The organism is Tetragenococcus halophilus subsp. halophilus DSM 20339 (assembly GCF_003841405.1).
GTDB lineage: Bacteria > Bacillota > Bacilli > Lactobacillales > Enterococcaceae > Tetragenococcus > Tetragenococcus halophilus.
The window spans coordinates 281064-294263 of record NZ_PXYA01000003.1; the positions used below are offsets into that span (position 1 = coordinate 281064).

Here is a 13200-nt window from a genome sequence, read left to right on the forward strand (position 1 = left end):
GTTTACAACGTCACTATTAGAAACAATAAAAATTGTAAAATAACTTTGGAAAATCTTTTAAATACTAGTAACTAAAAAGGCAAATAAAAGCCATCTTATTTTTTAAGATGGCTGCAAATTTATTCATCTTCTTTTGGAACAATCGCAAAAGCACGGATATTGAAACCAGGCGCAGCTTTAATTTTAGGTGCACCAACGAAAATCGCCGCTCCCTTAGCAGGAACTTTCGCTAGATTATTCATTACTTCAATTTGATATTTATTTTGAGATAACCAATATAACTCAGCAAGCAAATGACCATTTCGAGTTTCTTCAATCGCCGGGTCTGTATCCAAAGTTTCGTGACCGACTGCTGTTACATCTCTTTTTTCATGTAAAAACTTCAGAGCTTCAACTGACCAACCTGGTGTATGAGCTTGTCCATCTTCATCTAAATTATAATAATCTGTTGGATTACCCCAACGTTTAGACCAGGCACTAGAAAAAGCAACGAAACTTTTTGCAGGAATCTCACCATATTCTCTTTCAAAAGTTAGAATATCATCTACGGACAACATATAGTCATGATTTGTCTCTACTTCTTTTTCTTTATGAATAACAAACATCGGAAGAATAAAATCCTTTAACTCTAGCTCTTCTAATGGCCTTTTTCCTTCAGAAAAATGAACAGGTGCATCAATATGCGTACCATATTGGGTAGCTAAAGTATACTCTTTGGCAAAAAAACCATCATTTCTAACTGTATATAATGTTTTTTCCGCAATCGGCTTAAAAGCCTGAAAATAGGGCATTTCTGCTGTCACTGTATGCGTTAAGTCTATCCAGTTTTGTTCTTTTAAATAATGAATACTTTCAGTAACTGTGCTCATTAGCTGTTCCTTCTTTCTGAATAATTTTAATAGCGATAGATATTGCTAAAATTTTAGCATAATTAGCTAACTATTCAAAGAAATTAAAAATATATTGAATAAAAAAGCTATGACAAGACATCACAGCTTTTTTACATACAAATAATTGTTTTGAAAATTTATTCCTTATAATAAGTCTTACCAGTGGTTTCTTTATAATCTTTCATCATCGTTTGCCAAGACTTCTCGATATTTTCTGTTAAGCCAAATAGTCCGCTTCTTCCCACAATATATATATCCGGCCCCGCTTTATCAATTTTTGCAAATGATTTTCGATTGGATGAACCGTCCATTTCAATCAAATATTGATAATCATTTTTGTTCCGTAATTCTCTTAACTGAACAATTTTGTCTAAACTTGAATCGATAAATTTTTGACCCGCAAAACCTGGATCGACGGTCATTATTGTTACTTTATCTAATAAAGAGATATAAGGATATATTGTGCTAACTGGCGTTTCTGGATTCAACACGATTCCAACTTTTAACCCTGCGTCATGAATCTGACCAATTAAACGAAAAGCAAGTCCGTCCAAGACTTCTGCGTGAATACAAATCCATTCACACTTTATATCAACTAATTGTTGTACCCAAAAACTAGGCTCAGTCACCATCAAATGGGCGGACATAGGAACATCGCTTATTTTTCGTATCTCTTCAATAAACCATGGAGATAAGGAAATATTAGGAACATAATGACCATCCATTATGTCAATATGATAAGAATCTACATGATTATTTAAAAAATAAATTTCTTCATTAAATTTATCCAAATTCATTGTCATTAACGATGGGGAAAATTGCACATTATTCATCTATGGACCTTCTTTCTCAAATTTAGGAAATTTGAATATCATTCAAATCAATGTCTTCTTCTTCGATTTCTTTTTGCGCTTCAAGATCTTCTGGAGAAAGTTTCTTTTTAATAACTACTAATACTAAAGCTGTAACAACAATATTTGCAAGTAGTGCAAGAACACCTGCCATAGGCCTTGACATGGTTGGTAGCATTAATACGCCGCCAAAAGGTACAGTGGAATCCGCACCTAAAGTCATAGATACCGCTCCACCAGCAGCGCCACCTACCGCACTTGCGATTACACTACGAATAATGTCGTTCATTGCTAGTGGAATAACACCTTCAACAACATTCACAACTCCCATAGGAACAGTGGACTTCAATGTTTCAACCTCAGTCGATGTGTAAATTTGTTTGTTAATGACTTTTCCAAAAAGATGAGCTAGACCAAAACCTATAGGCGTGGCAGTATTAACTAGTTGTAAGGCCGTGATTGGCTCATTAATACCTTCAGCTTGTAGCGTCAATACAAAGGCAAAAACAGTTTTATTAATTGGCCCTCCATAGTCAACTGCACTTAAAAGACCTACGACTATACCAAATACAAGAATAGAAGAAGAATTTAGACTGTTTAATATGCCTGTTAGCCAAGTAGTAAATGCAGAAATCGGTGTACCGATAATATAAACCATAATTAATCCACTCACTAATGCACTTAAAAAGGGGATCACTAAAGTCGGCATTAACCCTTTGGCCCACTCTGGTACCTTTAAAAACCTTACAATCAAAATTGTGATATACCCTGCAATGAAACCACCTAACAAACCACCAATGAAGCCGGCTTCAATAGCGTTGGCTGTTAATCCAACAATAAACCCTGGAGCAATACCAACTTTTTCAGCAATTGAATAAGAAATACCTGTAGAAATAACCACTGGCAAGAGCCCTAGAGCTGTTCCACCAATAGTTGCAAGAGCATCCCAAATACTAAAGTTACCCGTTAAATCTGCTGGGTTTTCTCCACCCATTGCTGAACCAATAGCCACTAAAAAGCCTGCACCACAAACAATTGGAATCAAATAAGAAATAGCAGTTAATAAATGACCTTTAAGATTTAACTTCCTGATCGTATCCATATTAATTTCCCTCCTTTAACTATTGTGTAAAACTGGCAATAACATCATCAGCTGTACCAGCTTCTAGTAAGTTTTCTACCACACTTTCATTACCTAATTTTTTAGCAAAAAGTGCTAATAATTTTAAGTGTTGTTCAGCTCCTTCATTACTATCTCCTACAGCAAACAATACAATGACTTTTACACCGTGCTCATCGATCGATTCCCAAGGGATCTCTTGTTTATTAATAAAGATTGCTACCCCTACTTTATCTACAACAGAACTTCTCCCATGAGGGATCGCAATATAATTACCAATACCTGTCTTTCCTTCTTTTTCGCGAGCATAAATATCTTTAGCAAATGCTTTTTCATCTGAAATGTAATCATTTGCCTTTAATGCAGCAACAATATGTTCAATCGCCTCTTCTTTTGTCGCAGCGTCCAAATTTGTATCAATAATATTTTTATCTAAAATTTCGCTAATTTCCATTTTTACAACCCCTACTTACTTTTTTGATCTTCTTTTACAACTTCTTCAGCTTTTTGAATCAATTTATTTGGTGATTTTATAGCCACTTCTGTGGGCACTTGGATCACACGCTTGCCCTCAAATCTTTCACGACCGCTAATCTTGACATCAATCGCTAAGATTACTACATCTGCTTCTTGAATTTGTTCTTCGCTTAGTGCATTTTCCACACCAATCGTGCCGCTTGTTTCAATGTGTACCTCATGCCCTGCTTTTTTTCCTGCTTCTTCTAACTTTTCTTGTGCAATATAAGTATGAGCAATTCCTACTGTACATGCTGCTACTCCTACGATTTTCATTATAATCGTCTCCTTAATTATTATTTTTTTAGTTCATTAATTCATCTAAAAAATTGTCATCAGCTAATTTTCTAGTAAAAGCTGCTATTTCCTGTTTTATAGCTTTTTCTTCTTCAGCTTTTAATAAAATAACTATGACTAGTTTTGTCTTGTGTATCTCTTGATTCCAATCTTCTACTTCTGACTTTAAAGAAAGAACAAAGACCTTACTTTGTGTAAAAGAGGCGCTTTCAAAATGAGGAAGTAAAACTCCCGGCGCAATTTCTATACTTCCCTGTTTTTCTCGTTTTAACAATTGATTTTTAAATTCTGTTACCGAAATACCTACTAATTGTTGACTTTTTCTTCCTAAAAATGCCAAGACTTCTTCTTTAGAAGAAAAACCTTTCTTTGGATAAATATGAAACAATTGATCATCTTTCATGGTTAATCTCCTCAATCTTGTATTGAATCCTTCTTTGATCATCGGAAGTTAACATAGCACTTACCAATAAAGAACTAACAGGTAATGATTGTTTTAGCTTAATTGTACTTAAGACCAACTCAGTCGTTGGATAGTTTTTAAGAAATTGATCCAAGTTTTTAGTTGCGATAACATCTATAACATCTAATTCGGGAAAATTCTTTTCAACCTTTGCTTTTAATAGCTCTGAAGTCCCAACTCCTGTAGTACACACAATTAATGTTTTAATTGGTAATTGGTAAGTTTCTAGTACTCTGGCAAAGTAGAGAGTAATAAATCCATTTTCATCTTCATTAATCAAGGGAAGACGATACTGATGACTCACTATTTTAGAAACGCTGACTACTTTTTCAAAAATATCTTTATACGAAAGCCTAATTTCATCTAATAAACCATTTTTAATACGTATTTTATGTTCCAAACGATTGATCATTGGTTTGATATGATTTGCTAAATCAGAAAAAATTCGTGTATCAAAGATGGAAATTCCTAATTTTTCACTCATCTCTTGCATATAAGTACGTGTAATTTGAGTTACTTCTTCAGAAAATTTGTCTGTATCATCTACAATACTTTGCATACGAGAATAGGCTAAGTATTGATATAAATAAAAGATTTCAATTTCAGGTAAACTTTCACTTAAATATTGTTCAATATTTGCAATGGTATTATTGGCAACTTCATACAAAGCAGTATCTTGTGATAATTGCTTTTTTTCTTCTTTTGTCAAAATGTTCCTATCATTAATTTTCAACAAGCCAACATTTCTTGAACGCGTGATTAAAATATAAAGATGCGAGAAAATGTTAATATTATATGGATAAGGAAGCGTTATTTTTAAGTTTTTCTCCATTTTTTTAATTTGATTAAGCACAAACAACGCGTCATACGTATTCAACCTTGATTCCTTCACACTCGCTAATTCATCAATATCCACTGTATTAAAGGCTTGAATGAGATCGGCTATCGCTTGTCGTATATTCCCTTCTTCTCCTTGGATGGCTAATGTACGATTTTTCCTGGTTAACTTTAATTGATATTCTGCTAACTGATCCGAAATAACTTGCTCATCATTAAAAATCACTGAATCCCCTACATAATAATCTTTAAATAAATCGTATACATTTTTAGCTTTAGGGGAAGATAACAATAATTCCTCCATGATTCGATTTCGTCTTTCTTCAGGTGAATAAGCAGAAGAACTATTACCCATTTGTGTCAAATTCATGGAAATATACTTTTCATAATCTAGTTTATATCCCCATCCTTTTTCAGAAGAAATTAAATCACCTTCTGGATAATTTTCATTGATTTTTTTAATCAAACGATAAACTGTTTTTTTGGAAACCGCTAAATCGTTTGCTAATTTATTTGAAGTGATATAATCTCTTTGTTTTGATAGAAGGAGTAACAGACTTTGTTCCCGGTTTTCTTTGGCCGTCATCGTTCCTCTTCCTCCCTTATATTTTTATCTTAACGTATATATCAGAAAGCGTTTCCCTGGAGTTTGTCCATTGCAATGGACATATAAATGGATCTCTCTACTTTCTCTAGCTTTCAGAACTAACTTTGCACTATAGTCGCTTGTTTAACAAAATGATTTATATAAACATTAAAAATAGATCTACGGCCTTTATTACTTTTGTAACAAGAAACGTAGATCTTTTATATTATCTCTTTTTCTTAAAAATATTCTTCAAAAAACTAGTCCTTATTGTTTTCTTATCCCCTTCTTTAGTTTGAAAATTTTATCAAAACTAAAGTTTTATTTCTACTAATTTAAAAGGCGCCTTTTAATATTTAATATTTCTTTTTTTTCTAAACCTAAACTTTGCAAGAATTGTGCAGCTCCACCTTTCTCTTCATCAATATACTTTATAAAATCTTCCATATTTTTAGGGGGAGATAAATAATAAGATGTCCTAGGGTTTTTTTCGTCAAATTCAAACTTTTTCTTGTTTAAAGTGTAGGAAATTTCGTAATCTGATATAACATCCTCTTCAGGAACATCACATAATAATAATAATAAAGCACTTATTATTCCCGTTCTATCTTTTCCTGCCTTACAATTAATAAAAGTTGCCCCTTCGTTGTGGTTAGCTATTATTGAAAAAATTTCATATAGTGCTTCTTCATGTAATTCAGCTAAAGTTTCATAAGAATTTACATTATGATTTATGTTTATTTTTTCTAATTCCTTAAAACCGCCTAACATTGGGATGTTATAAAAGTTTATTTCTTTAATGGTACTTAATATATTTTGTTCTTCGTTAAAATGTGTTTTTCCTCTTAAATCAATAGCTGTTTTAATATGATAGGGATCTAATATTTTTTCATCTTTTTTACTTAAACATGCTGGGACATCAGATCTCAGTATCACTCCAAAATTAGTTATCTCTCCATTTTTCGTCATATAGCCACCCAAGTCTCTCGTATTTAAAGTAGCATCTAGGACTAACCTTCTTGCGTATTTTTTATCTGTCATTAATAATTCCCCCGTCTATTTTTCAAACTGTTTCGCCAACGCTTGCGTTTTTATTTTGTTCTTTTTTCATTTCATATTTTTCATATGCACGGAAAAAAGGCCAATAAACTAGAATTCCAATAAGAAAACTTATTAATACAATAACAACTCCTCGCCAGTCACCTCCTGTCGAAACAAAACCTAAAATTGGAGGAGGAGTTACGAAAGGCATATCAATAAAAGTAGGGTTGACAAAACCTAACATAGTTGCTAAATAAGCAACAAATCCTGCAATGGCAGGTGAAAGTATACAAGGGATCATCAAGAACGGGTTTAACATTACTGGTAAACTGAAAATTAAGGGTTCAGCAATCGAAAAGAAAGCCGATGGTGCAGCAGCAGCACCTATTATTTTATGATATTTAACCTTTGAAACAAATAACCAAAAAATTAGTCCCCAAGCTGCTGATGTCCAAGTAACCATCCTATTTAAAGGAGTTGTCCAAATATGAGGAAGCTCTGCAATTGCTGTTCCTGAAGCAAACGACGACGCATTATCTAATAGCCATTGCGCCTCTAAAGGTTTAAATATACCTCCTAGCATACCTGAACCATTAACTCCAAAGCTCCATAAAAAATTATTAGCAGCTTTATAAATAGTAAAAGCAAAAATATTATCACCTGCGTTAATAATAGGTTGTAAAAAAGAATTAAACGCATCAACCAAGTTAACATTTAATAAACTTCTAATAGACCAAAAAAACAACATAATAATCAGCATAGGTAAAAGTGATGAAAAAGCATTCCCCACTGCTGGCGGCACACTAGATGGCATTTTAATCCTAATATTTTTATTTAAACAAAACCGATAAAATGACATTGCTGCAAAAACAGCAACAATAGCAACAAACATTCCATTTGCACTAAAAGAAGAAACATCTATTTGTTCATCTTCAATTTGCCCAATACTCAATAAAAGAAACGAACTCAACCCAATAACTGCTGCTGACATTTGATCAATTTGATACATTCTCGAATAAGCTAGTGCTACAGTTATACAAACATATAAAGCAGTAAAATTCATTGTTAATCCATAAGCCACATCTAAACTTTCAGAAAAGTTACTTAACTGTGGTATTAGCGGTCCATTACCAGATAAATCCTGACCCAATGTTGAAATAAGTAAAAATATACTACCTATAATGATCACAGGAGTTACAGCCATAAAACTATCTCTCATTATTAGTAAAAACTTATTATTAGCAAATTTCCCAAGAGGCTCAATTAATCTTTCTGCTAAACGTTCCATTTTACCACCAGATTTTTCATTACTATTATCCATTGCTTACTTCCTTTCTTTTATAAAGATTTTACAGTATAATTACCTAAAAGGTAAACGATTACCTTATAAACAAATTTATATAATCTTTGAATATCAAAGATTATATTGTAGTTTGTCTATTTACCAAACTAACTGGAATTGTTATAGCATGTGCAACTCTTTCTACTTCCTCTTCTATACGATAGAATAACTCTTTTACTGACTCTTTAGCCAATAAAGCATAATCTTGTCTTATACTGGTAAGTGCAGGAGTAAAATATTTAGAAATTGGATCATTACCATATCCAATAATCTTAAAATCTTCCGGAATTACTTTTCCACATTTTTCTAAGGCTAAAATAGCTCCCACAGCAACTCTATCGTCTGTACATATAGCACCGTCGTAATTAAATCTTCCCTTGTGTATTAATTCAGTAACAGTAGAAGTGGTCGCTCCCGTTTTTGAAAATTTATCGTCTGGCATAGCGCTTACAATTATGTTGTTATCTAAAGGAATTTCTTGCTTAGTCAATAACTCATTTGCGCCTCGAAAAATTTCTTTATTTATTTGTAAATTCTTATCTTGAGTAATAAAAGCTATGTTTTTACATTTATTATCAAATAATTTTTGTGCAGCAAGTTTCCCTCCTTGATAATGATTAGAACCAACTATCGAAATATTTTCTTCATCTTGAATTCCACGATCAATAAAAACTATAGGTTTCCCTTTAAAATAATTAGAACTCGCTAAGTCATCATTCCCGGAAATCATTATGATACCATCTACCATCTTCCCTTCAAGCATCTTTAAATATTGATCTTCTTTTTCCTGTTCTCTATCTGTTGTACAAATAATTAATGTAAACCCCCCTTGAAAATAGTAGTGTTTCAATTTCTTGTACTAATCTAGCAAAAAAAGAATTACTTAAATCAGGAATAACCACAGCTATTGTATTAGTTTTCCTAACCCGCAAACTTTTAGCTATAGAATTAGTTGCATAATTCGTTTCCTCTATAGCAGCTAAGACCTTCTCCTTAGTCTTTTCCGAAAATTTTCCTTCCTTATTATTTAATACTCGAGAAACTGTTGCAACAGAGTAACCAGTTATTTTTGCTAAATCTTTTATCGAAATTCTCTTATCATCCAATAACAACGCTCCAAACTGTGTAATCGTTTTCCTTGATATCAAGAATAGTATCAGGTCTATTATAATCTGTCAAGTCTTTATTAATAATCTACTAAAAAAACAATTATATTTATATTAAAAGAAGGGAAGTCTAGCAAATTAGCCTCCTTTTTTAATAAATAAAGGTTAATTAGTAAAACTTCCCTTCTTTATTAAATAAATGAAGGGACTTTTTGCAAACTTCCCTTTATTTTATTTAAAAATAGCCACCAGAAGACTAAACTATAAGTAGATTTACCACTTATTTTTGTAATGCGTTTTGCATTTTATAAAAAAGTGCATAGAGCGGTTTTACTCTCCATTAAAATAAAGCATAAGGATTCACTCTTTAAAAAGACAAGTAGGCTTTTCTATATTTTCATCAGCCATAATTAATTAGTATCATCAGTAAAAAATGCTTTTGCTAACAAAAATCGGGTCAATGTATACTGGTTGAGGATTTCTGCAACACCAAGTGACATACCTAAAATAAATAGTAACCCAAAAATAAACAATAAAGCAGTTTGTTCCTCTAAAAAACCAAAGAAAGAAAATAAAAAGGGAGCAATTATAGGAAAGAATAGTAATATGAACGAACCATAGGATGCAATTTTTTTAGTTAAATCTTGTTTTAAGCCTACTAAGCTCATTGCCAAACTATATATTAAGAAAAAGCAACAAGCAAAATAAGGAAGTAAGGCTGGTTCTAATAAATTCACTTCAGCGCCATAGCCTTCATTAAAATAAGTAAATAAGAAGAATGCGAATATAGTAACAAAAACAATGATAGGTTTATTATTTTTAATTAGTTTTTTTAAAGTATGATAATGATAACCGACATAGGTTCCCAAAAAATAAAAGAACAACCAGCCTAATATATTTGTACTATTATTAAAAAAAGGATATTGGAAAATTTGTTGGTTACTAAGATATACTACACTGACCACAAGACTAATTATTACCAATGTTTTATAATACCGAAATCTTTTTCTTAATAAAAGATTCAAAATAGTAAATTGCAAAATAACCAGTATAAATGCACCATGCCAATTTCCTTGAATGACAATATTCAAGAAACTATCATAAATACTTTCTTCATTAACTTGACTTTCGTACATGCTATAAATAAGACCAAAAATAAGATAAGGGATGAAAATATAACGTATGCGTCCCCATAAATAGTCCTTAGCTTTTTCTTTTGAATGTAAGATAGTATCTTGAACCTGCCATAAAATAAGTACCCCGGGTATGCCAAAAGAAAAAAGATGACGAACCCAAAATAAAGTTTTAATTTGATTATCATCCACAGAAGATCTGAAAGTATAATTAAGCAAAATCTGTGAGATAATCGTTATTATAATAAGAATAACAAAAACATATTGATGGATATTTTTAGTCGACTTCATTTGTCTCAAATCCTTTCCATATCTCAATTAAACGCTCAAAAGAACTATTATTCATCAAAATACGTGGTAAATATTGATCATTCAAATCGGGCGTGATCACTTTTTCTTCTAATGTAAAAGCATATTGAATTCCTGTGTTTTCTAGTGCTTTTGCTACTGTATCATTTCCTTCACCATAAGGATAAGCAAGTGTCCGGTTATCAATGTCCCACTCGTTTTTTAAATATTGATTGCTTTTTTGTAAATCTTGATAGATAGTTGTATAATTTTTTCTTGCTAACAATGAACGATTCTTAGCATCTAAATAATGTAAATCATGGGTATGTGAGGCAAATTCCCACAATCCCGTTTGATGCATTTCATTTAATTCCTTTGTATTAATCATGTTCATATCACTAAAATTCGAGTTCCCAATTTGGCCTGTAATAACAAATCCTGTTGCCGGAATAGCTAATTTTTTTAAAATAGGGAAAGCATTATCATATATCGTATGATCCATATCATCAAAGTTAATCCATACACTTCTTTCGGGAAATTGGCCAGCTTCTTTATATTTTAATAACTCATCTAATGTTAGAAACTTTGCGTCATGGTCGATCAACCAATTCATCTGTCGCTTGAACTCTTCAGTTGAAACACTATAACGTTTTAACTCATATGGATTAGAAAAAAACATCAAAAAACGATCTAACCAATTAATATTACGCACCCTGTGATAGTTTAGCGCTAATACTGAATTTGGCTCATAATCCAAACGCTCAGCTGACTCTTCAGTACTTTCTTCTGCCGCCTTTACACTTATATGATTAAAAAAGAGCAAGCTAAAAAGAAGCAAGAATATTGTTAAGTAAAATCTACTTTGCTTTTTCATTTTCTTTTATTTTTCCACCTCTTTGTTTAAACGGGCCAAAATAATAAGTTACGGTTAAATAAACAATGATACCTGCACCAACGATAAGATTTAAGTGAATTAAATCCATTAGGTCTAAACGTGTAATCTTTAAAACCGTTCGTATCAATTGTACATAATATAGATCAACGCCCAATAAAGTAAATATAATAGTTAAAAACGCTAATAAAGAAAATCCCCATAATAACAAAGAGAAAAAAACAAGCGCCAATTCCCTTAACTTATCCAAAACTTTTCTTAACGTGTTTTGCTGCCTCTGTCCGGACTTTTCCATGTTGCATAAACTCCTTTCTTTCTTCTTAAGGCTTTGGGTAGCGCAAAAACATTTGTAATAGCATTAATCATCCAATAAAAAAGCGGGTACCAACTTAAAAATAAGAAATAAAACATGTTTTTCCGTTCATAACGGCTATCAATACAAAGTTGTACAGAAAATAAAATAATATTTGCCGTGATCAACACAAAACTTGAAGCTAAAATAATGTTTAGTGTTTCTTCGTAAAAATAATAATCAATAAAATTTAGCACTAGTGGTGCATGAAACATTTTAAATTCACTCATTATGTTTCACACTATTTCCATCCATAAAAAAATCCTTTGTATTGGTCTTGGATGACTTATCCAAGACCAATACAAAGGACAACAACATGGATAAGTATAAAACAATTTCAGCTTTTAATAAATGGTTTTCGAATATTATTTTAAAAAAATTACCTTTTTCTATTCGTGAGAAAATTTCGCAAGCCGACAAGTATCATAAAAAGTTTGATTTTGAACACTTTTTGAAAGTGTTTCTCTATGGCATCGACAATGAGTGCGAAAGTTTACGTGAAATAGATACAGCGTTTGTTTCGCCTGATCTACAACAGACCATGACGTTAGATGCCATTAGTCATTCGCAGCTTTCCCGTGAGCTCGCCCAGATGGATGACGAAATTTTGTGGGCGATCTTCGCCCAATTACTGGAGAAAGTACGGTCAAAAATACCGGTGACCAAACGAAACGCACTCTATCTCGTGGATTCTTCCACTTTTTCGTTAAATACCACTCGGTACCCTTGGGCAGACTTTCGCTCAACCAAAGCAGGGATCAAACTGCACTTAAAACTCTGTTTTATGGATAAAGAACACTTGTATCCGGATCAGTTTGAAGTCACGAATGCGGTTGAACATGATGACAATCACTTAGAAGTTTTTGTCAATCAACCGGAAGCGACCTATATCTTTGATCGTGGCTATATTGATTACGAGCGACTGGACGAGATGGAAGCTGACGGCTACTTTTTCGTCACAAGAGTGAAGAAAAATGCCAAAGTTCATGTCCTAGAAACTTATGAACCTTCTCAGAGTAAAAACATTTTGCGTGACCAAATGGTAGTGTTAGGCACTCAGGTTTATTTAACTTCCCCGTTTCGCTTGGTCACGATTCAGGATGAAAAAGGAAAACAATTACGCTTTGTCACCAACCGTTTTGATGTGACCGCCCAAGAAGTGGCCGACATGTACAAAGCGAGATGGCAAATTGAACTATTTTTTAAGCATATCAAGCAACATATGACGATTAAAAAGCTATTTTCATACAGTGAAAAAGGGGTAAGCAATCAAATCATTCTCGCCATGATTGCCAGTCTATTGACGTATTTACTCAAAGTAGAGACAGGAAGTAAGAAATCCCCGTTCCAAATCAAGCGCCTATTAAAACATCTGCTTTTTCAACCTTTTGAAGAATTGTGGGTATTACTCGTTCCTACGTGACGAAATAGCATTTGTCGTCGTTGCAACAGTATTCAGATAAATAATGAAAAAATTTTTTCTGGA

16 protein-coding genes are annotated in these 13200 nt (G+C 32.6%); 1 reads left to right on the plus strand and 15 read right to left on the minus strand.

Features of this window, described 5'->3' with window-relative positions:
- Positions 1–119: 119 nt before the first annotated feature.
- The 15 genes from C7K42_RS11085 to C7K42_RS11155 form a co-directional block, all read right to left on the minus strand.
- The gene (locus C7K42_RS11085; RefSeq protein WP_014124009.1) at positions 120–869 is read right to left on the minus strand and encodes a cyclase family protein; all 750 of its coding nucleotides are present in this window, start codon (positions 867–869) and stop codon (positions 120–122) included.
- A 158-nt stretch (positions 870–1027) separates the two neighbouring features.
- Positions 1028–1723, minus strand: coding sequence for a D-allulose 6-phosphate 3-epimerase (gene alsE, locus C7K42_RS11090; RefSeq protein WP_014124008.1), 696 nt, complete (start codon positions 1721–1723; stop codon positions 1028–1030).
- Between the two features lie 22 nt (positions 1724–1745).
- The gene (locus C7K42_RS11095) at positions 1746–2843 is read right to left on the minus strand and encodes a PTS fructose transporter subunit IIC (RefSeq protein WP_014124007.1); all 1098 of its coding nucleotides are present in this window, start codon (positions 2841–2843) and stop codon (positions 1746–1748) included.
- A 19-nt stretch (positions 2844–2862) separates the two neighbouring features.
- The gene (locus tag C7K42_RS11100; protein ID WP_014124006.1) at positions 2863–3315 is read right to left on the minus strand and encodes a PTS sugar transporter subunit IIA; all 453 of its coding nucleotides are present in this window, start codon (positions 3313–3315) and stop codon (positions 2863–2865) included.
- 11 nt (positions 3316–3326) lie between these two features.
- Complete coding sequence (locus C7K42_RS11105; RefSeq protein ID WP_014124005.1) at positions 3327–3653, minus strand: PTS fructose transporter subunit IIB; 327 nt, start codon at positions 3651–3653, stop codon at positions 3327–3329.
- A 28-nt stretch (positions 3654–3681) separates the two neighbouring features.
- The gene (locus C7K42_RS11110) at positions 3682–4077 is read right to left on the minus strand and encodes a PTS sugar transporter subunit IIA (RefSeq protein ID WP_014124004.1); all 396 of its coding nucleotides are present in this window, start codon (positions 4075–4077) and stop codon (positions 3682–3684) included.
- Positions 4067–5560, minus strand: a complete 1494-nt coding sequence (locus C7K42_RS11115) for a BglG family transcription antiterminator (protein WP_014124003.1) — start codon at positions 5558–5560, stop codon at positions 4067–4069. Before C7K42_RS11115 ends, C7K42_RS11110 begins: the two co-directional genes overlap by 11 nt.
- Positions 5561–5890: 330 nt before the next feature.
- Positions 5891–6601: a tyrosine-protein phosphatase gene (locus C7K42_RS11120; RefSeq protein WP_103083587.1), complete on the minus strand. Its 711-nt coding sequence runs from the start codon at positions 6599–6601 to the stop codon at positions 5891–5893.
- A 22-nt stretch (positions 6602–6623) separates the two neighbouring features.
- Positions 6624–7922 (minus strand): PTS sugar transporter subunit IIC, encoded by a 1299-nt coding sequence (locus C7K42_RS11125; protein WP_014124001.1) that lies wholly within the window; start codon positions 7920–7922, stop codon positions 6624–6626.
- Positions 7923–8022: 100 nt separating this feature from the next.
- A complete protein-coding gene (locus C7K42_RS11130) occupies positions 8023–8793 on the minus strand; it encodes a substrate-binding domain-containing protein (RefSeq protein ID WP_124175432.1) in 771 nt (256 codons plus the stop codon).
- On the minus strand, positions 8738–9049 hold the full coding sequence (locus tag C7K42_RS11135; protein WP_170157611.1) for a LacI family DNA-binding transcriptional regulator: 312 nt from the start codon (positions 9047–9049) through the stop codon (positions 8738–8740). The genes C7K42_RS11130 and C7K42_RS11135 overlap by 56 nt, the downstream gene beginning before the upstream one ends.
- 410 nt (positions 9050–9459) lie before the next feature.
- Positions 9460–10473 (minus strand): acyltransferase family protein, encoded by a 1014-nt coding sequence (locus C7K42_RS11140; RefSeq protein ID WP_014123999.1) that lies wholly within the window; start codon positions 10471–10473, stop codon positions 9460–9462.
- Positions 10460–11344, minus strand: coding sequence for an intercellular adhesin biosynthesis polysaccharide N-deacetylase (gene icaB, locus C7K42_RS11145; protein ID WP_014123998.1), 885 nt, complete (start codon positions 11342–11344; stop codon positions 10460–10462). Before icaB ends, C7K42_RS11140 begins: the two co-directional genes overlap by 14 nt.
- Positions 11328–11657 carry a polysaccharide biosynthesis protein gene (locus C7K42_RS11150; protein ID WP_014123997.1) on the minus strand — a complete coding sequence of 110 codons (330 nt, stop codon included), beginning with the start codon at positions 11655–11657 and terminating at the stop codon, positions 11328–11330. Before C7K42_RS11150 ends, icaB begins: the two co-directional genes overlap by 17 nt.
- Positions 11621–11944: a hypothetical protein gene (locus C7K42_RS11155; RefSeq protein ID WP_041591763.1), complete on the minus strand. Its 324-nt coding sequence runs from the start codon at positions 11942–11944 to the stop codon at positions 11621–11623. Before C7K42_RS11155 ends, C7K42_RS11150 begins: the two co-directional genes overlap by 37 nt.
- A gap of 86 nt (positions 11945–12030) precedes the next feature.
- Between C7K42_RS11155 and C7K42_RS11160 the strand changes: the two genes are divergently transcribed.
- Complete coding sequence (locus tag C7K42_RS11160; RefSeq protein WP_124175434.1) at positions 12031–13137, plus strand: IS4 family transposase; 1107 nt, start codon at positions 12031–12033, stop codon at positions 13135–13137.
- Positions 13138–13200 lie beyond the last annotated feature (63 nt).

Excerpts from the sequence above, each read along its gene's own strand:
- C7K42_RS11085 (WP_014124009.1), bottom strand. The coding sequence starts at position 869 with ATGAGCACAGTTACTGAAAGTATTCATTATTTAAAAGAACAAAACTGG.
- alsE (WP_014124008.1), bottom strand. The coding sequence starts at position 1,723 with ATGAATAATGTGCAATTTTCCCCATCGTTAATGACAATGAATTTGGAT.
- C7K42_RS11095 (WP_014124007.1), bottom strand. The coding sequence starts at position 2,843 with ATGGATACGATCAGGAAGTTAAATCTTAAAGGTCATTTATTAACTGCT.
- C7K42_RS11100 (WP_014124006.1), bottom strand. The coding sequence starts at position 3,315 with ATGGAAATTAGCGAAATTTTAGATAAAAATATTATTGATACAAATTTG.
- C7K42_RS11105 (WP_014124005.1), bottom strand. The coding sequence starts at position 3,653 with ATGAAAATCGTAGGAGTAGCAGCATGTACAGTAGGAATTGCTCATACT.
- C7K42_RS11110 (WP_014124004.1), bottom strand. The coding sequence starts at position 4,077 with ATGAAAGATGATCAATTGTTTCATATTTATCCAAAGAAAGGTTTTTCT.
- C7K42_RS11115 (WP_014124003.1), bottom strand. The coding sequence starts at position 5,560 with ATGACGGCCAAAGAAAACCGGGAACAAAGTCTGTTACTCCTTCTATCA.
- C7K42_RS11120 (WP_103083587.1), bottom strand. The coding sequence starts at position 6,601 with ATGACAGATAAAAAATACGCAAGAAGGTTAGTCCTAGATGCTACTTTA.
- C7K42_RS11125 (WP_014124001.1), bottom strand. The coding sequence starts at position 7,922 with ATGGATAATAGTAATGAAAAATCTGGTGGTAAAATGGAACGTTTAGCA.
- C7K42_RS11140 (WP_014123999.1), bottom strand. The coding sequence starts at position 10,473 with ATGAAGTCGACTAAAAATATCCATCAATATGTTTTTGTTATTCTTATT.
- icaB (WP_014123998.1), bottom strand. The coding sequence starts at position 11,344 with ATGAAAAAGCAAAGTAGATTTTACTTAACAATATTCTTGCTTCTTTTT.
- C7K42_RS11150 (WP_014123997.1), bottom strand. The coding sequence starts at position 11,657 with ATGGAAAAGTCCGGACAGAGGCAGCAAAACACGTTAAGAAAAGTTTTG.
- C7K42_RS11155 (WP_041591763.1), bottom strand. The coding sequence starts at position 11,944 with ATGAGTGAATTTAAAATGTTTCATGCACCACTAGTGCTAAATTTTATT.
- C7K42_RS11160 (WP_124175434.1), top strand. The coding sequence starts at position 12,031 with ATGGATAAGTATAAAACAATTTCAGCTTTTAATAAATGGTTTTCGAAT.